This window comes from Tardiphaga sp. GW822-FHT04G09, from assembly GCF_058800725.1.
Genome location: NZ_JBXAMO010000005.1, coordinates 20,765 through 45,142, shown reverse-complemented (window position 1 = coordinate 45,142; position 24,378 = coordinate 20,765). Strand labels below are relative to the sequence as shown.

General features: G+C 62.3%; 27 protein-coding genes and 1 pseudogene. 12 read left to right on the top strand and 16 right to left on the bottom strand.

Annotated features, from left to right (window positions below):
* Positions 1-159 precede the first annotated feature (159 nt).
* The 3 genes from AC1RLZ_RS11575 to AC1RLZ_RS11565 all read right to left on the bottom strand — a co-directional run bounded on the left by AC1RLZ_RS11575 (position 160) and on the right by AC1RLZ_RS11565 (position 2,522).
* A complete protein-coding gene (locus AC1RLZ_RS11575) occupies positions 160-1,155 on the bottom strand; it encodes a FecR family protein (protein WP_493188738.1) in 996 nt (331 codons plus the stop codon).
* A gap of 77 nt (positions 1,156-1,232) precedes the next feature.
* Complete coding sequence (locus tag AC1RLZ_RS11570; RefSeq protein WP_493188737.1) at positions 1,233-1,778, bottom strand: RNA polymerase sigma factor; 546 nt, start codon at positions 1,776-1,778, stop codon at positions 1,233-1,235.
* Positions 1,779-1,952: 174 nt separating this feature from the next.
* The gene (locus AC1RLZ_RS11565) at positions 1,953-2,522 is read right to left on the bottom strand and encodes an STN domain-containing protein (RefSeq protein WP_493188736.1); all 570 of its coding nucleotides are present in this window, start codon (positions 2,520-2,522) and stop codon (positions 1,953-1,955) included.
* Between the two features lie 380 nt (positions 2,523-2,902).
* On the opposite strand from AC1RLZ_RS11565, the gene AC1RLZ_RS11560 reads away from it, so the two are divergent.
* From AC1RLZ_RS11560 to AC1RLZ_RS11545, 4 genes are all read left to right on the top strand, one after another.
* Positions 2,903-3,577 carry a nitroreductase gene (locus AC1RLZ_RS11560; protein ID WP_493188735.1) on the top strand — a complete coding sequence of 225 codons (675 nt, stop codon included), beginning with the start codon at positions 2,903-2,905 and terminating at the stop codon, positions 3,575-3,577.
* Positions 3,578-3,593: 16 nt separating this feature from the next.
* Entirely contained in the window at positions 3,594-3,770 is a 177-nt protein-coding gene (locus tag AC1RLZ_RS11555) for a hypothetical protein (RefSeq protein WP_493188734.1), read from the top strand.
* Positions 3,771-4,020: 250 nt separating this feature from the next.
* Positions 4,021-4,365, top strand: a complete 345-nt coding sequence (locus tag AC1RLZ_RS11550; RefSeq protein ID WP_493188733.1) for a hypothetical protein — start codon at positions 4,021-4,023, stop codon at positions 4,363-4,365.
* 127 nt (positions 4,366-4,492) lie between these two features.
* A complete protein-coding gene (locus AC1RLZ_RS11545) occupies positions 4,493-5,956 on the top strand; it encodes an L-lactate permease (RefSeq protein WP_493188732.1) in 1,464 nt (487 codons plus the stop codon).
* Here AC1RLZ_RS11545 and AC1RLZ_RS11540 read toward each other — a convergent pair.
* The 4 genes from AC1RLZ_RS11540 to AC1RLZ_RS11525 form a co-directional block, all read right to left on the bottom strand.
* Positions 5,949-6,368 carry a DUF1330 domain-containing protein gene (locus AC1RLZ_RS11540; protein WP_493188731.1) on the bottom strand — a complete coding sequence of 140 codons (420 nt, stop codon included), beginning with the start codon at positions 6,366-6,368 and terminating at the stop codon, positions 5,949-5,951. The two genes, AC1RLZ_RS11545 and AC1RLZ_RS11540, sit on opposite strands and share 8 nt — an antisense overlap.
* A 108-nt stretch (positions 6,369-6,476) precedes the next feature.
* Positions 6,477-7,949, bottom strand: a complete 1,473-nt coding sequence (locus tag AC1RLZ_RS11535; protein WP_493188730.1) for an amidase — start codon at positions 7,947-7,949, stop codon at positions 6,477-6,479.
* Positions 7,950-8,194: 245 nt separating this feature from the next.
* On the bottom strand, positions 8,195-8,494 hold the full coding sequence (locus AC1RLZ_RS11530) for a hypothetical protein (RefSeq protein ID WP_493188729.1): 300 nt from the start codon (positions 8,492-8,494) through the stop codon (positions 8,195-8,197).
* A gap of 163 nt (positions 8,495-8,657) precedes the next feature.
* Complete coding sequence (locus tag AC1RLZ_RS11525; RefSeq protein ID WP_493188930.1) at positions 8,658-9,017, bottom strand: hypothetical protein; 360 nt, start codon at positions 9,015-9,017, stop codon at positions 8,658-8,660.
* Between the two features lie 142 nt (positions 9,018-9,159).
* Here AC1RLZ_RS11525 and AC1RLZ_RS11520 point away from each other — a divergent pair, with 142 nt between their 5' ends.
* Positions 9,160-9,609: a MaoC family dehydratase gene (locus AC1RLZ_RS11520; protein WP_493188728.1), complete on the top strand. Its 450-nt coding sequence runs from the start codon at positions 9,160-9,162 to the stop codon at positions 9,607-9,609.
* A 5-nt stretch (positions 9,610-9,614) separates the two neighbouring features.
* Here the strand turns inward: AC1RLZ_RS11520 and AC1RLZ_RS11515 are convergent, their stop codons facing one another.
* On the bottom strand, positions 9,615-10,163 hold the full coding sequence (locus AC1RLZ_RS11515) for a cupin domain-containing protein (protein ID WP_371424452.1): 549 nt from the start codon (positions 10,161-10,163) through the stop codon (positions 9,615-9,617).
* A 147-nt stretch (positions 10,164-10,310) separates the two neighbouring features.
* Here AC1RLZ_RS11515 and aptA point away from each other — a divergent pair, with 147 nt between their 5' ends.
* A complete protein-coding gene (aptA, locus tag AC1RLZ_RS11510) occupies positions 10,311-11,642 on the top strand; it encodes an omega-aminotransferase AptA (protein ID WP_493188727.1) in 1,332 nt (443 codons plus the stop codon).
* Between the two features lie 84 nt (positions 11,643-11,726).
* On the opposite strand, the gene AC1RLZ_RS11505 is transcribed toward aptA, so the two are convergent.
* Together AC1RLZ_RS11505 and AC1RLZ_RS11500 are read right to left on the bottom strand one after the other, a co-directional pair.
* Positions 11,727-12,017, bottom strand: a complete 291-nt coding sequence (locus AC1RLZ_RS11505; protein ID WP_371424454.1) for a hypothetical protein — start codon at positions 12,015-12,017, stop codon at positions 11,727-11,729.
* A 198-nt stretch (positions 12,018-12,215) separates the two neighbouring features.
* Complete coding sequence (locus tag AC1RLZ_RS11500) at positions 12,216-13,169, bottom strand: DMT family transporter (RefSeq protein WP_493188726.1); 954 nt, start codon at positions 13,167-13,169, stop codon at positions 12,216-12,218.
* 100 nt (positions 13,170-13,269) lie between these two features.
* Between AC1RLZ_RS11500 and AC1RLZ_RS11495 the strand changes: the two genes are divergently transcribed.
* Together AC1RLZ_RS11495 and AC1RLZ_RS11490 are read left to right on the top strand one after the other, a co-directional pair.
* Positions 13,270-13,755 carry an Lrp/AsnC family transcriptional regulator gene (locus AC1RLZ_RS11495; protein WP_371424456.1) on the top strand — a complete coding sequence of 162 codons (486 nt, stop codon included), beginning with the start codon at positions 13,270-13,272 and terminating at the stop codon, positions 13,753-13,755.
* A gap of 821 nt (positions 13,756-14,576) precedes the next feature.
* Positions 14,577-15,551: a Bug family tripartite tricarboxylate transporter substrate binding protein gene (locus AC1RLZ_RS11490; RefSeq protein ID WP_493188725.1), complete on the top strand. Its 975-nt coding sequence runs from the start codon at positions 14,577-14,579 to the stop codon at positions 15,549-15,551.
* A gap of 80 nt (positions 15,552-15,631) precedes the next feature.
* On the opposite strand, the gene AC1RLZ_RS11485 is transcribed toward AC1RLZ_RS11490, so the two are convergent.
* Positions 15,632-16,615: a zinc-binding metallopeptidase family protein gene (locus AC1RLZ_RS11485; RefSeq protein WP_493188724.1), complete on the bottom strand. Its 984-nt coding sequence runs from the start codon at positions 16,613-16,615 to the stop codon at positions 15,632-15,634.
* A gap of 178 nt (positions 16,616-16,793) precedes the next feature.
* Here AC1RLZ_RS11485 and blaBJP point away from each other — a divergent pair, with 178 nt between their 5' ends.
* Entirely contained in the window at positions 16,794-17,681 is an 888-nt protein-coding gene (gene blaBJP / locus AC1RLZ_RS11480; protein WP_493188723.1) for a BJP family subclass B3 metallo-beta-lactamase, read from the top strand.
* Between the two features lie 18 nt (positions 17,682-17,699).
* Here the strand turns inward: blaBJP and AC1RLZ_RS11475 are convergent, their stop codons facing one another.
* Positions 17,700-18,947, bottom strand: a complete 1,248-nt coding sequence (locus tag AC1RLZ_RS11475; RefSeq protein WP_493188722.1) for an MFS transporter — start codon at positions 18,945-18,947, stop codon at positions 17,700-17,702.
* Between the two features lie 195 nt (positions 18,948-19,142).
* Here AC1RLZ_RS11475 and yghU point away from each other — a divergent pair, with 195 nt between their 5' ends.
* Positions 19,143-20,015, top strand: coding sequence for a glutathione-dependent disulfide-bond oxidoreductase (yghU, locus tag AC1RLZ_RS11470; RefSeq protein WP_493188721.1), 873 nt, complete (start codon positions 19,143-19,145; stop codon positions 20,013-20,015).
* 9 nt (positions 20,016-20,024) lie between these two features.
* Here yghU and AC1RLZ_RS11465 read toward each other — a convergent pair whose 3' ends face one another.
* Positions 20,025-21,005, bottom strand: a complete 981-nt coding sequence (locus AC1RLZ_RS11465; RefSeq protein WP_493188720.1) for a Bug family tripartite tricarboxylate transporter substrate binding protein — start codon at positions 21,003-21,005, stop codon at positions 20,025-20,027.
* 160 nt (positions 21,006-21,165) lie between these two features.
* Here AC1RLZ_RS11465 and AC1RLZ_RS11460 point away from each other — a divergent pair, with 160 nt between their 5' ends.
* Positions 21,166-22,116 carry a LysR family transcriptional regulator gene (locus AC1RLZ_RS11460; RefSeq protein WP_493188719.1) on the top strand — a complete coding sequence of 317 codons (951 nt, stop codon included), beginning with the start codon at positions 21,166-21,168 and terminating at the stop codon, positions 22,114-22,116.
* Between the two features lie 215 nt (positions 22,117-22,331).
* Here AC1RLZ_RS11460 and AC1RLZ_RS11455 read toward each other — a convergent pair whose 3' ends face one another.
* The 3 genes and pseudogenes from AC1RLZ_RS11455 to AC1RLZ_RS11445 form a co-directional block, all read right to left on the bottom strand.
* Entirely contained in the window at positions 22,332-22,553 is a 222-nt protein-coding gene (locus tag AC1RLZ_RS11455; RefSeq protein WP_093758344.1) for a hypothetical protein, read from the bottom strand.
* 92 nt (positions 22,554-22,645) lie between these two features.
* Positions 22,646-23,068 (bottom strand): group III truncated hemoglobin, encoded by a 423-nt coding sequence (locus AC1RLZ_RS11450; protein ID WP_493188929.1) that lies wholly within the window; start codon positions 23,066-23,068, stop codon positions 22,646-22,648.
* 114 nt (positions 23,069-23,182) lie between these two features.
* A pseudogene (locus AC1RLZ_RS11445) lies at positions 23,183-23,302 on the bottom strand (transposase); the annotation flags it as partial.
* Positions 23,303-23,485: 183 nt separating this feature from the next.
* Here AC1RLZ_RS11445 and AC1RLZ_RS11440 point away from each other — a divergent pair.
* Positions 23,486-24,292 (top strand): helix-turn-helix domain-containing protein, encoded by an 807-nt coding sequence (locus tag AC1RLZ_RS11440; RefSeq protein WP_493188718.1) that lies wholly within the window; start codon positions 23,486-23,488, stop codon positions 24,290-24,292.
* Positions 24,293-24,378: the final 86 nt, after the last annotated feature.

Below are 24,378 nucleotides of genomic sequence, written 5' to 3'. Positions count from 1 at the left end.
GGTCTGCCGCGAAATTTTCTCTCGACCGCCTAACGACGTTTTGGAACCGAGAGGTGCGCAACGATCCAGTATGCATTTTTTTAGAAAGTCGGTCCGGGGTGAATAAACGTCTCCGCAGAACCCGCCGCACTGTAGGCGCGAGTGACCTTTCGCTTCCGGTTAACTGATGACGATGACCGCGCCCGGCAGCTTTGTCACACGAGCGCCAAACGCGGCCTCCAGTTGCGCTACCACCGTTTCCAGCCGGTCCAGCTTGAAACGCGCCGTGAAGCGGCGCTGGCCGAGACTTTCATTCATGAGGAAGATGCGTCCCGACCGATAGCGATTAACTTCCTCAATCACATGCGATAGCGGCTCATCCCGAAAGTAGAGTTCTCCATCTCGCCATCCGGTGACGACAGCGGCCTCGACCGAGACCAGTGGTCCGATTTTATCTGCAGCGTAGGCGATCTGCTGATTTTGTCGCAGGGTCGTTGCACGCCCATGCCGGGTCACTTCAACCGCGCCCTCAAGGCAGGTGACCGACACATTCGAGCCGTTACATCGAACACTGAAACTGGCCGCGTCCGCGGTTGCGCGTCCATTGCCCGCCATCACCGTAACGGCCTTGGCGCGTGTCGAGACAGCCGCCTCGCCCACGATCAATTCGATACGATCGGTGCCGGCGGGATCGGCCACCAGATTCAGGCTTGTTCGCGTATTCATCTCGACCGAGCCGCTATCGGCGAGAGCGATCCGTCGCTGCTCGCCAGCAGCCGTGCGATAATCCGCAGCCAACTCCGTGACGGACGGCCATAGACCGAACGGTGGGCAGAGCGCCACGAACGCGGCTCCAGCCGCCGATGCCGCGAGCGCTCCGCCGAGAAAAGCCCTTCGCCCCATCGCCTGTCCGGCCAAGGTCCGCGGCGCGAACGCAACAGCCCCCCGCCCGGGCGACTGCTGGCGCGCCGCATTTTCCAGCGCCGGACCGAACGAGCGCCATCGCCCCCTCGCCTGTGCAAAAGCTTCCGCGTGCAAAGAACTGCGCGCGCACCAGCTCTTCAGGTCCTTCAGATCGGCTTGGGTCGCGTCGCCCGAGGTCAGGCGCAAAACCCAATTCCAGGCATCCTGCCTCAACATGTCGCTGTCGCCCTGCCCGTCGTCAGATCGCGTCATCCGCCAAAACCATTCATCTTGCCGCACCTAACCTGACAATATTCGCATCACCTGCGGCTCTTTCCGGCACGACCTTTTTATGACGATTCTGAATCGCCATCAGCGCAATCAGAAGCTGGATTATTTTCGAGACGCGCTTCGAGGTGAGCAATGGCCCGTTTCAGCTCGTAAAGCACGGTGCGCCTGGAAATTCCCAATTGGTCAGCAATGGCTTGATGCGTCAGCCCTCGCAATCGCGACGCGACCAGAATGACTTGCGTCCGGCCGGGAAGTTCGGCGATCGCTTTCTCCGCCGTTTTGAGATCGAGCTTTGCTTCTACACTCTGTGCTGGCCCCGGAGCTGGATCGGCGATGTCCAGGGCTGCGTCGATCTCCGAACGTTTGGCCTTGCGGCGCTCGGCACGTCGTCGATCCTTCGCAATATTGGCGGCAATCCTCATCAGGAATGCGGGCGGACTCTGCACGGAACCCGCATCGCCAGGACGGTGCAAGTGCAACCAGGTCTCATGCAGCGTCTCGTTTGCAATGTCCTCGGACCCGAATTGCCGGGTCAAGCGTCTCCTGAAGTCTTCATAGCGAAGGGTCAGCAAGTCCCGCAATGCCGCCCACGTCGTTTCTGTCATAGGCCGACAGACCCTTACTCATTCAACCATGACCGGAGCAAAACAACGACGGATGAACGCATTTTTGCGCGCGTCACGTGCGCCCACGCGACGTTCGTCTGGAGCGGCGGCCCAATTCCAAAAACCGCGGGTCGAATATCACCCTTATGTGACAGATCGACTAAGCGGCAAAAACTATCCCTGACAATCACCGGTCTCGCCCGGCACGCGCGCGCCGATGCTCAGGATGAACGGTTGAAGGCTGTTCGGCGGTGGCGCCATCCCTATTGGCACGCCGCTCAACACCGCAATCAGCGCACGGTCCCGCCCGGTATCGCCGGTCGAGCCGATCAGGGACGCCCGCTGAATGGCGCCCGTCTCGGCTATCCACAATTCGACAGCCACGCGATAGGCGCCGGGGCGCGTGCGCTCAGTCCGACACAGCGCGTCGACGACGCCGCTCTGTAGCGCAGTGATGAATTGCAGTCCCGGCCGGGCGGCTGGCGTCGCGCGGGCGGCCTGGCTTCGAGGGATCGATACAATGACGAAAGCATCCACATCCGCGCGACGCGCCACCAGCCCCGTACCGGAAAGAAGTTCAAGTAGCGCTGCTTCCGGAGTGAGCTGGCCCTTGACCTGTCTGGCGGTCAGACCTGCCGTCAGAGCCGTCTCATAGAAAACCTGCGTGCCGCTGGAGCGGATGTAGGCATTCAACGCAGCATCAAGTGGTTGCGCAACTATGTCATAGGCACGCAGCGACGCCAAAGTCTCGCTGGCCGTAGATCCGCTCGTCGCCAGGAGCATAGTGAATATGAATGTCGAAATGCAAAGACCCGCGCGGCAGGCAATGCTTGTCAAACTCGATTTCGCATATCGGCTCATTGATAAATTCGCTCGCGCAGAGGCCGCGTATAAGGCCACGCTTATCGAGCGTCAAATCTCCATTTGCTTGAATAGGGCTCGGAACGCTCGTTGCTCCTGATCTACGCCAACACCGTCGTCCAACGCGGCACGCCATGGACCGAAGGGCCGCCTAGCCTTCAATGGCTGCTACTCGCTCCCGTCCCACGTCAATCTTGCACACAGGCCAGGAAACCGGGAATATCCCGTCCAATTCAGAAACGTCCCAGGGAGCCACCACACCCATGAAGTTCGATGACGTCATCCTCGGTCGCCGCAGCATCCGCGGTTACAAGCCCGATCCGGTCCCCCAGAAGCTGATCGCAGAAGTCATCGCGCTTGCGATGCGCGCGCCGTCGTCGATGAACACCCAGCCGTGGAATTTCACCGTCGTCACCGGCGAGCCGCTCAACCGGATCCGCGCCGGGAATACCGAGCGGATGATCGCGGGCATCCCGCAGTCGCGCGAGTTTCGCACCGGACAGGCTTTTGCGGGTCATCACCGCGACCGGCAGGTCGGCGTCGCCAAGCAATTGTTTTCGGCCATGGGGATAGCCCGCGACGACAAGGAGATGCGGCAGGACTGGGTCCTGCGCGGCTTCCGCCAGTTCGACGCGCCGGTCTGCGTGATCGTCACCTATGACCGCGTGCTGGACGGCAGCGACGATACGCCCTTCGATTGCGGCGCCGTGGCGACCGCGCTGGTCAATGCCGCCTGGTCGCGCGGGCTCGGTGCCGTGATCAACAGCCAGGGCATCATGCAGTCGCCGGTGGTGCGCGAACATGCCGGCATTGCCGACGATCAGGTCATCATGAAAAGCATTGCGCTCGGATGGCCGGATGACAGCTTTCCCGCCAATGCAGTGGTGTCCGAACGCAAATCGGTCGAGGAAGCCACGCGGTTCGTCGGCTTCGAATGAGCGATCATAGCCAGCGATGAAACTCCACGCCCCATCCGACACCGTCTGGACCGCGCAACAGGACGAGGAGTTGCGGCGGCAACTGGCGGCCGGGCACGGCATCAACGAGATCGCGCTGCGCCTGAAGCGGTCGCCACTCGCCATCAGAACCCGTGTGAAGAAGCTCGGTATCCGCGCAGGTCAGATGAAGTAGCAACGCGCCATCCGCCCTGCAGGATACGCGCTGGCGCGGAACGGGACTGTATGACGTGCGATACCATTCGCCTCTTTCGATCATCATGAGCTACCGTCAAAAACCCCGCCAATTGGCGGGGTTTTCTGTATTACCAGTGAAGGCACGACAACATACCAGATCTCAGGAAGCCCTGATTTTTCCGGGAACTTTTCATTTCAACACAGATTTAATCCGCAGTTCGATCATCGTTACGATGGAGGATTGAACTATGCGTGGGGCCTGGACCCCATCGGTCGTGCCGAACGGCGACGATGAAAATGTGTACTTGGTCGTGGACGGCCGGCAGGGCGGTTGTGTTTGGCGGGAGGCCGAGGTTGGGAAAACAGACCTCGATACCGTCATCGCCGATTTCTTTTCAGGGCGATATTCCGACCCTGACCGCGTGGTCGCTTTCAATCTTGCCGAATGCTGGACGAAAGACGTGTCAGCAGATATTGCCCGCTATATTCGACAGCGGGCCGCAGCCACCTGCGAGGATCTGCCCCCCGGGGTGAAAGACTTCGTCGACCGCTACGCCGAGCGTGAACGCAGATCGATCGTCAGGCCGGCATGATGGCGTCTGGATCTCGCCAGGTTGATCGCTTCGTGCTGCGATGGGTCTTTGCCATGCGCGCAGCGCGGTTGACGTCCCTTCCTTTCCCGCGCATCCACCCCCCAACGAGAAACTCTGGGGGCGGAACGTGCTTTACCTCATCTGGGCACTGCCAGCGCTGGCGGTCATCGGCGCCATCGCCAGCGGGCGCGCCAGCACACTCCCCGCCTCGCTGATCGGCCTTGCCGCCGCGCTTGTGGTTGCGCTGGCAACCGCGCCCCAGTTCTTCTCGATCGCCGAGGCCGGAACGGCGCTGCTGCGCGGCGCATGGATCGGCTGGATCGTGGTGCCCTATATCCTCGGCGGATTGCTGTTCTGGCAGATGGCGATCCGCACCGGCGGTGCGGCCATGCCCGTCGAGACGCTATTGCCGGATGCGCAAGCGCGGCGTCGTCTGCTGTTCACCGCCTGCTATCTGATCGGGCCCTTCGCGGAATCCGCCACCGGCTTCGGCATCGGCATCATGGGGACGATGGTGCTGATCCGCCGCCTTGGCCTGAAGCCGATCGAACTCCTCGCCTTCTCGCTGATCAGCCAGACCATGATCGTGTGGGGCGCCATGGGCAGCGGCGCGGTGGTCGGCGCGGCCTTCGCGCGCACGGATCCGACGGCGCTGGCGCTGCACACCAGCTACATATACCTCGTATTCAACATCCTGTGGCTGCCGATCTATTGGCGCATGGCAGACCGGGCCGGCATCAAGGCCGACTGGCGCGAGCGCGCCAGCGAAGCGGTCTGGCTGGTCGGCAGTCTCGGCCTCGCCATCGTCGCGACGGCGTTTCTCGGGCCGGAGCCCGCAATGCTGGCGGCGTTCGGGCCAGCGATCGTGCTGCGCTATCTGATCGACGAGAAGCCGGACCGCGCGGCAATCGCCACCGCTGCGCGGCGCATGCTGCCGTTCACGCTGCTGATCGGCTGGCTCGCGCTGACACGCCTCGTTCCGCCGCTCAACCAGTTCCTGCAGACCGTTTGGAGCATCCAGCCGTTTGCCGGCGTGCCCATATGGGCACCGCTATTTCACGCGGGCACCTGGCTGGTGGCAGCGGCCGTGTTGACGGCCCTCCTGCGCGGTCACCGGCAAGCCTTCCCCGTCGAGATCGCGGCGGCTTGGAAGACCGGCCGGCTCGCGGTGCTCACCGTGATCGTGTTCTCGATGATGGCCGAACTGCTGTCGCGCTCGGGGATCGCCGGCGGCCTCGCCCGCGGCATGTATGATACGTTCGGGGTCTGGTCGGTGACCGTGACGCCGATGATCTCGGCGGTGTTCGGCGCGCTGGCCAATAGCGGCAATGCCGCCAACGGCCTGTTCATGCCGTCGCAACTCAGCCTCGCGACCGAAGCCGGCCTCGACGTCGCCGCCGTCGTCGCGCTCCAGCATGCCGCAGCACTGTCGCTCAACATGGTCTCGCCGGTGCGGATGTCGATCGTCTGCAATCTCGCCGGCACGCCCGGCCATGAACGCGACGCCTATCGCGCCATGCTGCCCTTCGTGGTGGTCATCGTCGCGGTGCTGCTCGCGATCTCCGTTCTGATCGCCACAAGGCTCATTTGACGTTCGGGATCGATCCCACCTTGAACTTGCTGTAGGCCTCGCTGGTGCAGATGATCACATGCTCGGCGCAGCCGTTGGTCCGGTGCGGATCGCAGCGATTTTCATAATCCGGCGACGTCATCATCTCCACGAAGGCCGCAACGGAGGGATAATACACCAGTGCCAGATAGTCCCATTGCTGGTGATCGGGCTCACCGAGCGCAACGGCCTTCGCGTCGCCGGTCCACAGCAAGGTGCCGCCGCGTGCCTTGATCATCGGCACGGTCAGCGCGCTGTAGCGCAGATAGGCGTCCCAGCCCGATCCGTCGCCGTCCAGCGAGCGCTCGCGAAATCGCATCAGATTGACCATGACGACCGGCCCCTGATGTTCCAGCTCCTTCAGTCCCTCGATATTCAAGAGATCGACAGCCATGCACGACTCCTGTTTCAGCAAGCAGTGGGCAGATAAGCGGAGACCGGTTACGCCTCGGGATCGACATCGTCCAGGAACGTCGCTGTGGGACAGTATCTGCTGGCGCGCCTATTGCCGGCTTACATGCTTTGCCGGCACCCTGCCCGCATTCCATTGGCCGTCGATTGCGCGCTCGATCTGCGCGGCCAGTTGCAGCAGCAGGCCGTCATTGGCCTGACGCGCCTGCGCCTGGATGCCGAGCGGCAAGCCGTTTGCCTGGGCCGCCAGCGGCAACGAGATGCCGGGGGTGCCGCACAGATTGGCAAGCGGCGTATAGGCGAAATTCTGCCACAGATTGGCGAACCAGTCGTGCACCGAAGGATTGGTGCTGGTGGTGAGATATTCCGATGTGCCCACCTTCGGCGTCGGCTTTGCCGTAATCGGCGTCAGGATGATGTCGAAGCGCTCGAAGAAGGCGCCGAAGGCGCGCGACGTGGTGTTGAATACCGCCTGCATCGCGGCTCGTTCGGTGTAGGAGGTCTGCAGCCCGGTTTCCCAGATCTTGATGTTGATGGGCTCCAGGAGTTCGAGCGTCGGCTTGTCCAACCCGAGCCGCGCCAGATGGCCTGCGATGACCTGCGCGAAATTGCTGATGTAGCAGGTGCTCTGCGCGGCAAACGCAGCCTGGAAATCGACCTCCGGCAATGCCCATTCGACGTGATGTCCGAGCCCTTCGAGCAGCCGGCCGACACGCTCCAGTTCGGTGACGAAATGCGGCGGTGCGCGGTAGTCGCCCCATTCGTGCGACAGCGCGATGCGCAGAGGGCCGGGATCGCGCTTGATCAGATCGCTAGTGGGTTCTGCGGACGACCAGAACGGCATGAATTCGCCGGGTGCGCCGCCGCGGCAATTGTCGACGAAGGCTGCGGTGTCGCGCACGCTGCGGCTGACGCAGCCCTGGATCGAGACCAGACCGGAGAGATCCGACAGCGCGGGCGCCAGCGAATAGACGCCGCGCGAGACCTTAAGGCCGATCAGGCCGTTCACACCTGCGGGAATGCGGATCGAACCACCGCCATCGGTGGCATGGGAGATCGGCAGCACACCGGCCGCGACCATCGCCGCCGAGCCGGCGGAGGAGCCGCAGGTCGTGTAGTCGGTATCCCAGGGATTGCGGGTGACATAGAGCTTGTTCTCGGCAGAACTGCAGACGCCGAATTCCGGCGTGGTGCTGCGGCCGATGATGTTGAGCCCGGCGCCCCGGATCTTGCCGGTCAGGAAGCTGTCCTGCACGGGGCGATGCCCCTGCATGATCATGGAGCCGAATTCCTGCAGCCGTCCCTTCAGGGTCGGCCCGAGATCCTTCATCAGATAGGGCACGCCGGCAAAAATGCCGTCGGGATTCATTCCGTCCTTCAACGGATCGGCGACGACGTCGTCGAACACTTCGACGACGGCATCGAGCACGGGATTGGTGCTAGCGATACCGGCGGCAGCCTGCGCCGCCAGATCGGCCGGCGTCAGGTCGCCCTTGCGCACGCGGGCGGCCAGCGCCACCGCGTCGTGTTTGGCCCATTCGTCCCAGCTCATCGCCAATGTCATGTCGCACGTCCAATTCGAGATTCGGTTGGTGCGAGCCTAGACCGGATGGTGGTTTTTTCGGAAGCCGTGGCAGGTGCCCTGAGCGCGCCGCTGACGCAGGGCAGACCAGCGTGCCGAATGGCGATCGCCGCCACCCGCCACCGGCGGCGGGAAATCCTGACAGGACGTCGCCGAGCGGTACCATAGCCGGGCCGCCGACGCCCGAGTGGCGCTTCGCTCCACCCATCCCGCGACATGCTTTGGCGTCACATGCGCAACAGGTTCAGCACGGTGCCGACGGCAGTAACAAGCGTCAGCCCAATAACGGTCGCGCGCCAAAGAAACTGCTGACGCGCGGTGCGCCGATCGTGGAACGCCAGCCAGTCGCGAACGAAACCACCCGGAATATCAAATATGACCGCCCGCTTGCCGGGATGACGGGTCTCATGGTCGGCAAACATCGTCCGCACATTCATCAGGCCCAATCGCTCAAGCTCGCAATGCCATTGCCATCCGTGCTCGCCGTTGGTCCACCGGTTCTCGAAGGGAAGCTTGTGCGGTTTCATCGCGCACCTCCATCACATCTCCTTATCCCGAGGAAGATATGGTCTCACCGGCGCCGGCAGCAGATCCTTCAACCCGCAACCGAACATTATTTGCCGGCAACGGCCGAACCGACATAAACCACTGGGCGGGCAGATGAGCCGAACCGTCGCAGACGGGCCAACGTCACCCGCAATTCCAGACCGGACCGATCGGCGTGCGCGTCCAGCACGGGCCGAAGCTGCCGCCATTGTACTGGCCGCGATAGAAGCCGGGTCGGCCGAAATAATACTTCTCGCCGTCAGACCACCGGTAATAGACCGGCGTGCGATCGATATACCAATGGCGCCGATCGCGCTTGGCCATGCGCAGGTCCGCGCGCTTCTGCATGAACAGCGGAACGCTGTTGTTCAGCGGCTGATGATAGCCCGGCAGGAAGCCATAGCCCTTCCATTGCTGCGGCTTCTTCTTCACTGGCGCCGCCAGCGCGACGGCGGAGGTGAGCGACAGGACGAGAGCAATCGATAGACACATGAATCGCGACATGCGGACAGCATAGAGATTTGACACGCGGGCGACCATTCAAATTCAGGTGCAGGGCCCGCTGCGGAACCGGATTGCCGCCCCCCGAGCCGATTGCATGACGGTCGGTGGCGGCTTTAGAGTGTTGCGAAACGGGGATTTCGCGATGATCGAATGGTTTGAAGATTTGTCGCTGGGGATGCGCTTCAAGAGCGGCACTGCGACGATTTCCGAAGACGACATCAAGGAATTCGCGGCCCGTTACGATCCGCAGCCATTTCATCTGGACGACGCCGCGGCGAAACAGACCATATTTAAGGGACTGGCGGCATCGGGATGGCACACGGCCGCGATCGCAATGAGCTTGGCCGTCCAGACACGTCCGTTCGGACCGCATCCGCTCATCGGATTGGGTGTCGAGGATCTGCGCTGGCTGCTGCCCGTACGCCCGGGCGACGTCCTGTTCCTCGAGGGCGAGGTCGTCGGCCTGACGCCGTCCAGGAGCAAGCCCCAAGGCACCGTTCTGGTCAAATGGACTGCCTACAATCAGAACGGCGAAGCGGTCTATACGTTCACGCCGATCGGCTTCGTGCCGTGCCGCCCCAAAGCGGACTAGCTCAATCAAAACGTCGGCGGCGTGCAGGCGCTGATCACTTCGCAGGGTTTAGCGCCGACGCAGCGGAAGCGATGCGGGCGCCGGCTTTCGAAATAATAGGCATCGCCGGGATCGAGGATGCGGCGCTCGTCGTCGACGATCACTTCCAGCCGGCCCGAGACCACGATGCCGCCCTCCTCGCCGTCATGCACCAGCGGCACCCGGCCGGTGTCGCTGCCCGGCTCGTAGCGCTCCTTCAGGATCTGCAGACTGCGGCCGAACAGATTGTCGCCGACCTGACGATAGGAAATCGGCTTCTTGCCGATCTCTGTCAGCTCATCGGACCGGTAGAACGCCTTGCGGGGCCGGTCCGGTTCGATGGCGAAGAATTCGGCGAGCCCCATCGGAATGCCATCGAGGATGCGCTTGAGCGCGCCGACCGACGGGTTCATCTGGTTGGACTCGATCAGCGAAATCGTCGAATTGGTCACGCCCGCGCGCTTGGCCAGTTCGCGCTGCGACAGCTTGTGACGCCCGCGAACGAAGCGCAGCCGTTCACCCAGATCGATACTCACGCCAAATTCCTGTTGCGACTGTTTCGGATCGGGCAAATATGGCCCGGCCCATTCAATAAAATCAATGGGTTAATCAAATCAAGAAAAGGACTTGTTGCCATGTGGCGAACATGATCCAGATGCAGAATCAGCCAAGGGAGCCGCGCCGTGACCGTTCATCAGATTCCGAACACGCTACAACTCGAATCGTTCTGGATGCCGTTCACGGCCAACCGGCAGTTCAAGGCGGCGCCGCGCATGTTCGCCTCTGCGCAGGGCATGTATTACACCACCGAAGACGGCCGCAAGGTGATCGACGGCTCGGCCGGCCTGTGGTGCACCAATGCTGGCCACGGCCGCCGCGAGATCGCCAGTGCCGTCGAGAAGCAGTTGACGACGCTCGACTTCGCCCCCGCATTCCAGATGGGCCATCCGCTGGCCTTCGAATTCGCCAATCGCCTGGCCGAGATCGCGCCCGCCGGCCTCGATCGCATCTTCTTCACCAATTCCGGCTCGGAGTCGGGCGACACCGCGCTGAAGATCGCGCTGGCCTATCACCGCGCCAACGGCCAGGCCTCGCGCACGCGCCTGATCGGCAGGGAGCGCGGCTATCACGGCGTCGGCTTCGGCGGCACCTCGGTCGGCGGCATGGTCAACAACCGACGCGCCTTCTCTTCAGCCCAACTTCCGGGCACCGATCACATCCGCCACACCCACGATCTGGCGCGCAACGCATTCTCGAAGGACCTGCCGGAGCACGGCGTCGAACTGGCCGATGACGTCGAGCGGCTGGTGGCCCTGCATGGCGCCGACACCATTGCCGCCGTCATGGTCGAACCGGTGCCCGGCTCGACCGGCGTGCTGCCGCCGCCGAAGGGTTACCTGCAGCGCCTGCGCGAACTCTGCACCAAGCACGGCATCCTGCTGATCTTCGACGAAGTCATCACCGGCTTCGGCCGCCTCGGCACGCCGTTCGCCGCCAATTATTTCGGCGTGACCCCGGACCTGATGACCACCGCGAAGGGCATCACCAACGGCACCGTGCCCTGCGGCGCCGTGTTCGCCAGCCGCAAGATCTATGACGGGCTGATGACCGGACCGGAAAGCCAGATCGAGCTGTTCCACGGCTACACCTATTCGGCGCATCCGGTCGCCTGCGCCGCGGGCATCGCCACGCTGGACATCTACAAGAACGAAGGCCTGCTCACACGCGGCGCTTCGCTGTCCGATTACTGGCGCGATGCCCTGCACGCGCTCAAGGACCTGCCCAATGTGATCGACATCCGCAATTGCGGCCTGATGGGCGCCGTCGAACTCGCGCCCCGCAAGGATGCGCCGGCCGCGCGCGGCTATGAAGTCATGGTCGACTGCTTCAACCGCGGCCTCTATCTGCGCCAGAGCGGCGATGCCTTCGCCATGTCGCCGCCCTTGATCGTCGAGAAGAACCAGATCGACGAGATCGTGTCGATCCTCTCCGACGCCATCAAGCGCGTCGCCTGAGCCGACGCACGGTCTGATCCCACACGGCCCGGAGGAAGCGCCTGCTTCGTCCGGGCCGTTGTTGTTTGAGAGATTCGTTGTCAATCAGCTCGCGCTGCCATGCGCCCGCGCGCACATCCGTGTCACACGATCCGGGCTCATCGCCGGTGTCGGCGCAGCGGTGTCGCTCGAACCTGTGCTGGTCGTCCATGAGAGACCGCCGAACGACGCCATGACAGGCGCTACGGCGAAACGCGACATCATCGCGACATTCACCATTGCCGGCACGTCGACGCGGGGGTGGCTGACGATCGCATCCACGATCAGGCCCAATGCGGCCAATCCAAGTGTTCGCTTGCGAGATCTGATCGACGTCTTGCGGAATTGGCTCGGCATCGCGGGCTCATGGGCTTGAGGATGCGCACGCACCGGAGCAGGAGCGCGCCGACGGGGTCTATGTCGGGCGCAATTCTACAGCTCGACTGTGACTAACCGGCCGGCCACCGCGAACAACAAAGTTCGCAACCGATCACGTCACGACGAGCGGTGCGACAATTCTCATCACATTCTCACGAGGAGCTAGCGCCCCGAGAGCTACACCGCGGCCATTGCCCGCCTTGGACCACGGTGTGCAGCGATGCAGGACAAGACGCTGAGCACCACCAGCGCGAAGGCTGCGATTTCGAGCGGCGCCGGCATGCGCTGTTCCCACACAAAGCCGTAGATCAGCGCAAACAGGGTTTCGAACAGGATCATCTGCCCGACCAGCGTCAGCGGCAGCAACCGGCTCATGCGATTCCACAGCGCGTTGCCGAGGATGGATGCGAACACGGCAACACCGATCGACACCGCCGCAAACTGCGCCCAGGCCAGCCCGCTATGCGTCGCCGTGTCCATGGCGAGCGCCGCCGGAATGAGGATCAGGCTCTGCGCCCCCGTCACCACCCCTGTCAGAAGCTTCCATTCATGAGCGGAGATATTGTCGAGCCGAGCCAGCGCGCGGCTGTTGCCGATCGCGAAAACCGTCCAGGAAATCAGCGCACCGATTGCGCAAAGAAGGCCGATGACCTGCTCGCGGAGAGACCCTGACGATGGCATCGCCAGCGCCTGCCATCCAATGCAGATCGCGCCGGCGGAGCACAACATCAGCGATGGCATCAGCCGGCTCAGCGGAACGGCGCCGCTGTCCCTGCTCCCGACAATCGTCACCGCAACGGGAAGAAAGCCGATGACGAGCGACGTCATCGCAATGCCGCCTATCTGCACGGCGCTCGTCAAAAGAACGTAGTAAAGCGTGTTCCCCGCAAGCGAGAGCCCGGTCAGAGCAAGCCACTCGCGTCGTCCGAGCCTCACGAGCAGTGACCGCCAGCGCGAGGCAATCAAGGCCGCGGAAATCACCCCGTAAACGAAGTAGCGCGCCGCTGCCAATTGGAGCGGGCTGAATGCGTGGGCCAGTTCGGGCGCCAGAAACACCAGCCCCCACAAGGCGCCGGCGCAGGCGCCAAACAGAATACCGATCGATGTCGAATTGGCCGGAGAGCTGCTCATGTGACGATGCCGACTGAAAATTGCTTCAGCCGGGGAATATCATCGCCGCAGCGATTAAGGCGCCCTTGATTGCGGCCCAAAATGCAACAAATACTCGCGCATGGACACCAAATCGCATGCACCCCGCGCACTCGATCCGTTCGATCGGGCAATCCTTCGCATCATTCAGCGTGACAACAAGACGCCCCAGCGCGCCATCGCCGAGGCCGTTAATTTGTCGGCCGCGGCGGTGCAGCGGCGGATCGCCGCGATGGAGTTGGCCGGCGTCATCGCTTCCAACGTCGCCATCGTCGACCCTGCCTCGGTGTCACTGACGATCACGTCCATTGTGGAGGTGTTTCTGCGCGACGAGCGATCCGCGACGGTCGATGCCACAAAGGCTCTGTTCCGGAACGCCCCCGAAGTTCAGCAGTGTTACTACGTCACGGGCGGAACGAGTTTCGTCCTGATCATCGTCACCAGGGATATGCGGACCTACGAGGCCGTGACCCGTCGTCTGTTTTCGGAGAATGACTTCGTCAAGAGCTTCCGAACGCTGGTCGCGCTCGACCGCGTCAAGACCGAGCCCACGGTCATCATCGAATGATGAATGGCCCGGATGGATTTCGCGCCCGCGCGCGCTTCGGCGACGCTTTTGAAAATAATCCTTGACGCTATTTCAGTCCAGTATATATTCCCAGACATCCCGCTCCACTTGAGGGAGCGTTACCGGGACGCCGACTGGCGCGGGGCGGGATGTGGCGCCTGCGGGCGGGAGGGAGACGTTCCCTCACGCACTCGGGAGGCCCTGGGTCACCGTCCGGCCCCACTACGGGGGTCTGCCACTCAAGCTGGCTGGACGTGGCATTGGTGAACGGCGGGAAAACCGTCGGGATCAGCGGAGTGCGGAGCTCTGCCCTTTGCCCGGAAGAACGGTCCCGGGGACAGAAATCGCCACGATGGAGCGTCGAAAGGCGTTTCCGCGGCCTCTGATGTCCGGCGATCCGGACAGCACGCTGCGGCACTGTACCCAAGTCGCGCCTTTCGGCGCTTCATCTCCCTCATTGCGAGGGAGAACTCCGGGACCGCCACGCACGCGCTTGAGGCGCGGGCAAGGACGGCGCGTGGCCGCCTCGCCTCACCGGCACACGGTCTTCATCACCATCGTCACGGGAGATCACATGCACCTCAGTCGCACGCATCCGCGGTTCGCGTCGGCAAATTCCACCGTACGGCAGCAGACTTTAGCGGCCTTTCGTCTACTTCCCCGGTTACCGCGCGATGCGGTAACCTGCATGCGGGACTCTGCACACACGACATCCGTCGCGGCGCAGAATGGGCAGACAACAAGAAGAACGGTCTGCAATCCGAGGCAAGCGCTACGGCGTTCCCGCTGCATCGGATCGCACCGGCAGTTGAGGAATTGAAATGATCAAGAGCTTCGTCCGCGCCGTGAGCGCATTCGCCATCGTCGCTGCCTGCGCCGGCAGCGCACAGGCGCAGAGCTGGCCGAACCGACCGATCCGCATGGTCGTGCCCTATACGCCGGGCGGCTACACTGACCTGATGGCCCGCCTCGTCTCGGAGAAGATGGCGATCGCGCTGGGCCAGCCGATCGTCATCGAGAACAAGCCCGGCGCCAATGCAGCGATCGGCACCGACGCCGTCGCCAAGGCGGCGCCCGACGGCTACACCTTCGGCACCGTGATCGCGGCCCATTCGGTGAACCCGACGCTCAATCGGAAGCTGCCCTATGACGCGATGAAGGACTTCACCTATGTCTCGCTGACATCGGTCGCGCCGCTGATCCTGATCGCGACGCCGTCATTGCCGGCCAAGGACATGAAGGAATTCATCGCGCTGGCCAAGGCGAAGCCCGGCTCGCTGAATTTCGCCTCGTCAGGCATCGGCTCGGCGGCACATCTGACCATGGAAATGCTGAAGAGCCGCGAAGGCATCAATCTGCAGCACATTCCCTACAAGGGCACGTCCGGCGCGCTGCAGGATACGGTCGGCGGCCAGATCAATGTGATGTTCGACGTCATCGGCCCGCTGATGTCGCAGGTGAAGTCCGGCAATGCCAAGGCGCTCGCCGTGGCCGCCAAGGAGCGCGTACCGGCGGCCGGCGACGTGCCGACCATGGCGGAGGCCGGTGTGCCGGATTTCGTCTCCGGCACATGGTCCGGCATCATCGCACCCGCGGGCACCCCGAAGGACATCGTCGACCGCGTTGCGCTCGAAGCGAAAAAGGCGCTCACCGATCCCGACCTGAAGAAGAAGCTCGACGATCAGGGCATCGTCCCCATGGGCACCACCCCGGATGAATTCCGCGCCTTCGTCACCGACGAAATCGCGCGCTGGAAGAAGGTGATCACGGACGCCGGGATCAAGATGGAGCAGTAAGAGTCCTGCATGCACGCGTCATTCCGGAGCGCGCTGATCTGCGAAGCAGACCGGCGCGAACCCGGAATGACAGAGCTGCGTCACCCTTCGCTGCGCGTTTTCAAAATCGCCAGATGCACGAAATGCAGCTTTCCCCTCACCGCCTGTGTGAGATGAAACGGATAGGCGTCGCTCATGCCCATCGAACGATTGAGTTCGTTCATGCTGTAGGACACAGCGTCCCACAACGAGAGCAAGGCCTCGAAATCGCGCTCCAGATAGGGATCGTCCAGCGTGTGACGCGAGCGCTCGTCCAGTGACAGCGGCAGCGACGATGCCGTATCCAGCGTCGAGACGATGTGCAGGAAATGCGCGAAGGTCTCGGCCCAGTCTTCCCACGGATGCGACGTCGCATATTCGCTGATGAAGGCGTCGCTATTCCACAAGCGATCGGCGCGATTGTGATAGGCCGCAAGTGCCTCGCCATAGTCGCGCGTTTCATCGCCGAAGATCATCCGGAACGGACCGATGAGCTGCGACTGGTCGACCAGCGCTTCCCAGTAGAAATGCCCGACCTCGTGGCGGAAATGGCCGAGCAATGTGCGATACGGCTCGCGAAACGCCGCGCGGCGCGCCTCGCGCTCGGCATCGTCCGCTTCCGAGAGATTCATCGTGATCAGCCCCGACAAATGCCCGGTCATGATCGGATGTCCGGCTGTCTCGTCCGAGAGAATGTCGAACGCGATATGCGCACCGCTCGAAACGGCAAGGGGCAGCCTGAGCCGCATCAGGTCGTAGGTCAGGCGCCGCTTGGCCTGCTCGACCCGCTTCCAGAGCGCGACATTGCGATCGGATGCCAGATTGGGGATCGTCCGCGTCAGACGGCAGGACGGACAGAACGGATCGCTCTCATCCGTGGCCCAGTTGCACGCGATCAGATCGCTATTGGCACAGGACATGGCCGGCGCGGCGCTGACGACATTGGACCGCGCGGTGTCGAAGATCAGCGCCTCGCCGCATTGCGCGCAATCGCTCTGCTCGAAGAAGACGCGCGTCTGGCAATTGGGGCAGATCAATTGTTTCATGGATGAAGTCTAACCCGAAATGACCGGGATGGTTCAACGCGCTCGCAACATTCGCCGCCCGGCCGTGCCTGTTATGCGCGATGCCGGCATGCAGGAATGGCGCTTGAGAGACCTGCCCAAATCGCGCTTCAATCCCGGCGTTCAAAACAACCAATAAAAATCAGACCGGGAGGCCATCATGAAGACGCTCGCAGGTGCCATCTGCGCTCTGGCGCTATTTGCAGGTAGCGCGCAAGCGCAGACCGTCAAGGATTTCCTCGCGCAGGTCATGGTCAAGTGGACCGCCCCCTTCGAGCCGTTTCAATTGATCGACAACATCTATTACGTCGGCACCGACGGCATCGCGGTTTATCTCATCAAGACATCCGACGGCCTGATCCTGATGGATACGGGCGTTTCGCAATCGACCGGGATGATCAAGGAGCACATCGCAAAGCTCGGTTTCAAGGAAGCCGATATCAAGATCATCCTCAACAGCCATGCCCATTTCGATCACACCGGTGGCTTTGCGGAGATCAAGAAGGACACCGGCGCGCAGCTGATCGCAGGCCTACGGGACAAGCCATTGCTCGAAAGCGGCACCTATCCAGGCGATGAAAAGAACACCGATATCGGTTTCCCGCCGGTCAAGGTGGATCGCACCGTCACCGAAGGCGACAAGGTCACGCTCGGCGGCACCACGCTGACGGCGCATGCAACGCCCGGCCACTCGCCGGGCTGCACGAGCTGGGAGATGACCGTGAAGGACGGCAGCGAGAACCGTGAGGTCCTGTTCTTCTGTAGCGGCACCGTGGCGCTGAACCGGCTGGTCGGCAATCCAACCCATGCCGGCATCGTCGACGATTACCGGTCAACCTACGCGAAGGCCAAGGCGATGAAGATCGACGTGCTGCTTGGGCCACATCCGGAAGTCTATGGCATGCAGGCCAAGCGTGCAGCGATGAAGAACGGCGCGCCGAACCCGTTCGTCAAACCCGGCGAGCTCGCCGCTTACGCCGCGACACTCGAACAGGATTTCGACAGGCAACTCGCCAAGCAGACCGCGGCGCTGCAGAGCGGCAAATAGCGCCGAGGTTTTTCCTCGCTAGGGCAGCGCCAGCAAACCCGCAGCGACAACCATGGTCGCCAGCGCCGACAGCGCCAGTGACCAGTGGATGCCGATCATGCTGCCGATGACGCCGACCGAGATCCCGCTGAAGGCGCGCAGCCCGAGGCTCGCCATGTTGAACAGGCCGATGACGCGGCCGCGCTTGTCCAGAGGCGCGTCGAGTTGCACGAGGCTCTGCGCCATCGCGTTGAACGACAGTTCGAGGAAACCTGCCGCAAACAGGAACACCAGCGCGAGGGCGTAATGACCGGTCAGCGCGAAGATCGCAAGCGCGCCGCACCAGAGCAGCGCCAGCAAGATCGCCGTGCGCGGCTTTGGCGCCAGCAACTGCCTGCCCTCCAGCGCCAGGCCGGCAAGCAAGCCACCGGCTGCGTCGGCCGCCAGCAGCATGCTGTAGGACATGCCGGGATCGCCGTGGCCCAGATCATGGGCGAAGCCCGGCATCTGCGAACTATAGGCATTGCCGACAAAAAACGAGGCTGCGCCGGCCAGTGCAATCATGGAGACGATCACCGGCCTGTGGCGAACGTCGCGCATGGTCTGGACGATGTCCGCGAAGCCGCGCACGGCGCGCTGAGGCACGGGCGTGCCGATGCGAAAGCGCGGACCATAGGGCGCGTTGATCAGCCACAGCACCAGCGGCAGATAGAAAATGGTGTTGAGCATGATGCCATAGGCCGGGCCCAGCGCGAGCAGGATCACGCCGCCGACCGCGGGCCCGACCATCACGCCGAGATAGCGCGCCATGGCGTTCAGACGCACCGCGCTCGGCAGGTCCGCCGGGCCGACCACATCGTAGAGCAGCATCTGGTTCGGCGTCTGCCAGAGCACGCCGGCACAGCCATGGATCACCAGCAGCACCATCGCCTGCCACATCTGCAGCGTGTCGGTGACGAAGAAATAGCCCCAGCCCAGTGATGCGAGAATGAACAGCGCCATGCCGCACTGGATCACGCGCCGCGGGTCGAAACGCTCCGCCAGCGCGCCGGACGTGACCGAGAACAGCAGGAACGGCAGCCAGTGCGAGACGATGGCGAAACCACCGAGCGCGGGCGACTGGAATTTCTGAAACACCACCCAGTAGCTGATCACATGCTCGATATTGTCGGCCATCATGGCCAGCACATAGGTGATGAACTGGGCGCGAAAGCCCGGGTGATGGAGCGCCGCGAAGGATCGTTTGGTCGGCGGGACACCGATGGTCTGCGCTGGAGTGTCGCTCATCGGGAGGGGAATCTTCGCAAGCCGGAGAATCCCGCCATCGGCAGCGACGGCGGTGCGGACTCGTTACATCCCATGTCTCCGCCGGGTGCAAGGCAGGCCTCCATCCCAGCATGCATCGCTGCCTTGCATGCAGATGCATTCAACCCTACCTGTCCCCGACAACCAACCCTGCCCCTTTTCCGGAGCCAGCCCCACATGACCGACGCCCCCTACGAGCCCCCCAAAGTCTGGACCTGGGACAAGGAAAATGGTGGCAAATTTGCCTCGACCAATCGGCCCATCGCCGGCCCCACCCATGAGAAGGAGCTGCCGGTCGGCAAGCATCCGTTCCAGCTCTATTCGCTGGCCACGCCGAACGGCCAGAAGGTCACGATCATGTTCGAGGAACTGCTGGCAGCGGGCCATACAGGCGCGGAATACGACGCCTGGCTGATCCGGATCGACGGCAACCAGTTCAGTTCGGGTTTCGTCGATGTGAATCCTAATTCCAAGATTCCGGCACTGATCGACCGCAGCGGCGACAAGCCGTTCCGCGTGTTCGAATCCGGCGCGATCCTGCTGCATCTCGCCGAGAAATTCGGCGCCTTCATCCCCAAGGACAAGGCCGGCCGCGCCGAGTGCCTGTCCTGGCTGTTCTGGCAGATGGGCAGCGCCCCCTTCCTCGGCGGCGGCTTCGGCCATTTCTATGCCTATGCACCGACCAAGATCGAATACGCCATCGATCGTTACGCCATGGAGACGAAACGTCAGCTCGACGTGCTGGACCGTCGCCTCGCCGATAACGATTATCTCGCCGGCAAGGATTATACGATTGCCGATATGGCGGTGTTCCCCTGGTATGGCGGCCTCGCAGAGAGTGCGATCTATGGCGATGCCGGCACTTTCCTCGATGTGCAGAGCTACACGAACCTGCAGCGCTGGACCAGGACCATCGCGGCACGACCTGCCGTGAAGCGCGGTCGCATGGTCAATCGCACCTCGGGCGACCCGGCCAGCCAGTTGCGCGAGCGCCATGACGCCAGCGACTTCGACACGAAGACTCAGGACAAGCTCGAAGCGAAGAACTGAGTCGAAGGTTCAATCGTTTGGGCTGAACCCTGTTGCTTGGACGATCCCTTTCCATCGTGTCGATTCCGATGCGAGTAGCTGCGCAAAGTTGTCCATCGAGATCGAGTCAATCTCGACTGACAATTTTGCGAGCCCCGACGCAATCCCGCCTGTTAGCAGGGCACCCTGAATAGCTCCATTCAGGCTTTCAACGATATCGCGGGGTGTCTTCGCCGGAACGAAGAAACCAAACCATGTGACGTCCTTGAGCAAGGGATAGCCGGCTTCCACCATCGTCGGCACATCGGGAAGAAACGGGCTGCGGGCTGGACCGGTGGTCGCCAGTGCGCGCAGTCCGCCAGATTGGATGAGACCCAAGGAACTGTCGATCGGCATGATGGCCGATGCGATCTCGCCCTTGAGGACGTCCTGGATTGCCGCTCGGCCTTGATATGGGACGTGAAGAAACTCGAAGCCGGCCGCGCGCCCCAACGCAGCACCGATCAGGTGCATACTGGTTCCGACTCCTGGCGTGCCATAGGACGCATCCTTTGCGTTGGCACCGCACCATGAGACGAAATCGGCGAGCGTCCTTACCTCTCCCGGCACTCGCGGCCCTATCGTCAAAACGCCAGCCAACGACGCAACAGTCGATACCGGGGCAAAATCCTGCGGCCCGTATCTCAGCGTCTTGTAGGTGTGAGGAAAGAGGGTGAGGAATCCGGTCGGGGCAAACAGAATGACCGATCCATCCGAAGCAGCGGCCTTGACGGCTTCCACGGCGACACGACCACTCGCCCCTGGTCGCGGTTCGACGACAATCGACGCTGCATAGGTCTTCATCTGGTCCGCAAGGAGCCTTACGACAGCGTCTGGCAATCCGGCCGTGAAGCCTGTCAAGACATGAGCCGTTTTCATACGCGGTTCGGCAATGACTTGCCGCATGGGGCCAGTAGCGGAAAACGCGACACCAGCCGCCGACATGATCAGGAAGTCACGACGCGTCCTCATAGCCGTCTCCGTGGTTCACCGCCATTCCGCAACGTGCTTCCGGCCGCAACGGCCAGACATTCGACTTCCGATACGCATCAACCGAAGCGTGCATCACGCGGACATATCTGTCCAATTCTGATATTTGATCATTCGATAACCGATTTGGCAGGTTCGTATCATGCAGTGGGTCGATCGCATTGGACGCCGCCTGAAGCTGCGCGATCTCCATATTCTGCTCACGGTCGTAGAGCGTGGCAGCATGGCAAAGGCCGCAGCAGAGCTGGCGATCTCGCAGCCTGCCGTATCGAAGGCAATCACCGACCTGGAACACACCTTCGGTCTTCGTTTGCTCGACCGCAGTCGAGGCGGGATCGAGCCGACGGTGTACGGTCGCGCTCTGGTCGCGCGAGGCCGAGTGATCTTTGATGAGCTCAAACAGGGGGTCGATGAAATCGCATGTCTCGCCGATCCGTCTGTGGGCGCGTTGCACATCGGCAGTACTGAGAGTATTGCGGCCGGCCTCTTGCCGGCAGTCATCGAGCGCTTCTCACGCGAGCAGCCCCGAATTCATCTGGACGTCGCGCAAGCTGTCATCAGCAAGCTGCATTATCGTGAACTACGTGAGCGCAGCATCGATCTCATGCTGGGCCGCATTCCGACGCCATTCAAGGAGGCCGATCTAAAGGCGGAAGTCGTGTATGACGATCAGGTGGTCGTGGTGGCGGGCCGTCAAAGCAAATGGGCGCGAGTGCGCAAACTCAAGCTTGCCGATCTCACCGGCGAGCGTTGGATCCTGCCTCCCGCGGGTACCATGCACGGCTCACTGACCGCTGAGTTGTTCCGCGCAAGTAGCGCAGAGTTGCCACACGCGCCCATTACGACGCTCTCAATGCATCTGTGCTGCCGACTCGCAGCGAGCGCACAATTCGTAACGATGCTTCCCACATCGATTCTTCGCTTTGGCAACCACGACCGGTTTCTCAAGGTACTTCCAATTCGACTTCCCGCGCAGTCGCGGCCGGTCGCAATCGTGACGCTCAAAAGCCGCGCTCTCAGCCCGGCCGCAAAGCTCTTCATCGAGTGCGTTCGTCGAACCGCGCGACTGGATAGCAAGGATTCAACGACCTGACTCCAGCGATGTCCTTAGTCGGAAGCATGATCCTGTCCGAAAGTCGGGATCCACATTTCGGGATCGTGCCCCATGCCGGCTTCGGGTCATTCGCGACCGGATTGTTCAAAAAAGAAAGGTGGAATCGCCATTTTTGGAGATTCCACCTTTCGGCCAAGTGCTAGCGCCCGAGCGGGGCTTTCTGCTGTTGCGTGACGGGTGACGCGCCTGCGCGCTCAGCCCTTCATGCACTTGTTGACCGATGAGGTCTTGGCGGCGCCGGCCAGTGGCTTGCCCTCGGCACTCTTGGCGTTGTCCTCGCAGCACTTCTTCATGAAGCTCTTCTTGGCAGCGCCCGCTAGCGGCTTGCCGTCGCCGCTGACGGCGTTGCAGGATTGCGCCATTGCGGGTGCAGCACTGAACAGGCTCAAGAGAACAAGGACAGACAGGCGTTTCATGGACCGACTTCCGGTTTGTTGGAGTCGCAGCCTAGCGCAACGACCGGCTCTCGCAAGACCCGCTATGCATCACACATCACGGACCTGCTGCTTTAAACGCTATGTCGCGGCGCAGCGATCTCGCCACGCACCGAGGCAACGCCCATCTCGAAACTGTCAGCGATACGACGCGCGCGGATCATGAAGGCCTCGGTGACCTCAGCCGGAAATATCTCGCGCGCGGTCTGTTCGAACAACAAAAGCCAGCGATCGAAATGTTCGCCTCTCAGCGGCAGCACGAGATGTGGACGCATCGGTCGGCCATTATAGCGGCCGGTCTTCAGCATCATCGACGACCAGAAATCGCTGATCTGTGCGATGTGATGATCCCAGTCGGTCACTGCGCCGTTGAAGATCGGCCCGAGCAAATCATCCTCGCGGGCGCGGCCGTAAAAGGTCTGCACCAGAAGCGAGATATTTTCCTCATTCAGGGAGGGCTGGAAGCTCGTGAAGCCGATTTCGGAGGTCTGCGTCATGCGCCCTGATGTAGGCGATGGCGGCTGCCGCGGCAACCGCCTTTCCTTGCAGAATTGATCCAGCGCAAACTCAACTGCGACCCCCGCCGTCCGCGGCGGTTCCGTCGAATCCCCTTCCGAGCGGACACCATAAAACGCCTGCAGGAGCATTCCCCGAAACCATTTCTCGGGTGCGATGGAGCGGCACCCAAAATTCTTATAGAGCTTGCCGAACTCCTCGCAGAGATCGTCCAGCGTCACACTCACCAACTCCCGGTACTCTCCGGCTTTTTGCGATAGGATGACGCTGATGACCGGGACACGAAACCACAAGGACACCTTCACTTGCCCGAAGCTCTCCTCTCCGCCCGCTCCGGCGAGTTTCCGACCTTTGAAACCTCGGATTTCGCGGGCGAAGGCTCGTTCTACTTCGATCTCGTGCGGCTGCAGGACCGCGACGATATCCCGCGCGGCTTCCTGCACCGGCACAACTACTACCATTTGCTCTGGATGACCCGGGCGAGCGGCACGCACACGCTCGACTTCGCGCATTTCGACGTGCGCGACCACTCGGTGTTCTTTCTTTCGCCGGGCCAGGTCCATGCCTGGAGCTCATCGATCAAGCCTCACGGCTACGTGCTGAACTTCAGCACCGACTTCTTCGCTCGGATGTTTCCGCGCGCCGACGATGTCGCGAAACTTCCATTCTTCCACCCTGCCCGCGGCAACAGCGTGCTCTATCTCACGCAGGCCCAGCATGACGGCATGCTGCCGCTGCTTGGCGAGATGGAACGCGAGACACGCGATCGCCGGCCGGGCTTCCCCGACGTGGTGCGGGCCTGCCTGCTGATCCTGCTCACGCGCCTGCGCCGCCTGTGTCCTGACAACGAGCCCGCCGGCGGCGTTGGTCCGCACCAGACGCTCGCGCGCCGTTTCGCGACGCTCGTAGAAACGCACTATCTGCACTTCGAAACCATCGGCCAATACGCCGAGGCGCTCTGCGTGAGCGAACGTCAGCTCAACGATGCGGTCAAGCGAACTGTGGCGCGCACAGCCAGCCAGGTGGTGCAGGAACGCGTGGTGCTCGAAGCCAAGCGCTGGCTCAGCAACACCGAAACGGGCATCGCCGAGATCGCGTTCCGCCTCAATATCGAGGATCCGGCCTACTTCGCGCGCTTCTTCAAGAAGCAGACCGGCCTCACGCCGGGCGACTTCCGGCGGAAGCATTGCCATCCGCTGGACTGACACGCGAAAAAGTCCAATACAACGTCTGATCCGTCCTAGCGCCGCCGTCGCGCGGCTGCATAGAGTGTTACGCATGAACGTCTGAC

Coding starts and splice junctions, on each gene's coding strand:
- AC1RLZ_RS11575 (WP_493188738.1), bottom strand. CDS start 1,155: ATGACGCGATCTGACGACGGGCAGGGCGACAGCGACATGTTGAGGCAG.
- AC1RLZ_RS11570 (WP_493188737.1), bottom strand. CDS start 1,778: ATGACAGAAACGACGTGGGCGGCATTGCGGGACTTGCTGACCCTTCGC.
- AC1RLZ_RS11560 (WP_493188735.1), top strand. CDS start 2,903: ATGAAGTTCGATGACGTCATCCTCGGTCGCCGCAGCATCCGCGGTTAC.
- AC1RLZ_RS11555 (WP_493188734.1), top strand. CDS start 3,594: ATGAAACTCCACGCCCCATCCGACACCGTCTGGACCGCGCAACAGGAC.
- AC1RLZ_RS11550 (WP_493188733.1), top strand. CDS start 4,021: ATGCGTGGGGCCTGGACCCCATCGGTCGTGCCGAACGGCGACGATGAA.
- AC1RLZ_RS11540 (WP_493188731.1), bottom strand. CDS start 6,368: ATGGCTGTCGATCTCTTGAATATCGAGGGACTGAAGGAGCTGGAACAT.
- AC1RLZ_RS11535 (WP_493188730.1), bottom strand. CDS start 7,949: ATGACATTGGCGATGAGCTGGGACGAATGGGCCAAACACGACGCGGTG.
- AC1RLZ_RS11530 (WP_493188729.1), bottom strand. CDS start 8,494: ATGAAACCGCACAAGCTTCCCTTCGAGAACCGGTGGACCAACGGCGAG.
- AC1RLZ_RS11525 (WP_493188930.1), bottom strand. CDS start 9,017: ATGTCGCGATTCATGTGTCTATCGATTGCTCTCGTCCTGTCGCTCACC.
- AC1RLZ_RS11520 (WP_493188728.1), top strand. CDS start 9,160: ATGATCGAATGGTTTGAAGATTTGTCGCTGGGGATGCGCTTCAAGAGC.
- AC1RLZ_RS11505 (WP_371424454.1), bottom strand. CDS start 12,017: ATGCCGAGCCAATTCCGCAAGACGTCGATCAGATCTCGCAAGCGAACA.
- AC1RLZ_RS11500 (WP_493188726.1), bottom strand. CDS start 13,169: ATGAGCAGCTCTCCGGCCAATTCGACATCGATCGGTATTCTGTTTGGC.
- AC1RLZ_RS11495 (WP_371424456.1), top strand. CDS start 13,270: ATGGACACCAAATCGCATGCACCCCGCGCACTCGATCCGTTCGATCGG.
- AC1RLZ_RS11490 (WP_493188725.1), top strand. CDS start 14,577: ATGATCAAGAGCTTCGTCCGCGCCGTGAGCGCATTCGCCATCGTCGCT.
- AC1RLZ_RS11485 (WP_493188724.1), bottom strand. CDS start 16,615: ATGAAACAATTGATCTGCCCCAATTGCCAGACGCGCGTCTTCTTCGAG.
- blaBJP (WP_493188723.1), top strand. CDS start 16,794: ATGAAGACGCTCGCAGGTGCCATCTGCGCTCTGGCGCTATTTGCAGGT.
- AC1RLZ_RS11475 (WP_493188722.1), bottom strand. CDS start 18,947: ATGAGCGACACTCCAGCGCAGACCATCGGTGTCCCGCCGACCAAACGA.
- yghU (WP_493188721.1), top strand. CDS start 19,143: ATGACCGACGCCCCCTACGAGCCCCCCAAAGTCTGGACCTGGGACAAG.
- AC1RLZ_RS11465 (WP_493188720.1), bottom strand. CDS start 21,005: ATGAGGACGCGTCGTGACTTCCTGATCATGTCGGCGGCTGGTGTCGCG.
- AC1RLZ_RS11460 (WP_493188719.1), top strand. CDS start 21,166: ATGCAGTGGGTCGATCGCATTGGACGCCGCCTGAAGCTGCGCGATCTC.
- AC1RLZ_RS11455 (WP_093758344.1), bottom strand. CDS start 22,553: ATGAAACGCCTGTCTGTCCTTGTTCTCTTGAGCCTGTTCAGTGCTGCA.
- AC1RLZ_RS11450 (WP_493188929.1), bottom strand. CDS start 23,068: ATGACGCAGACCTCCGAAATCGGCTTCACGAGCTTCCAGCCCTCCCTG.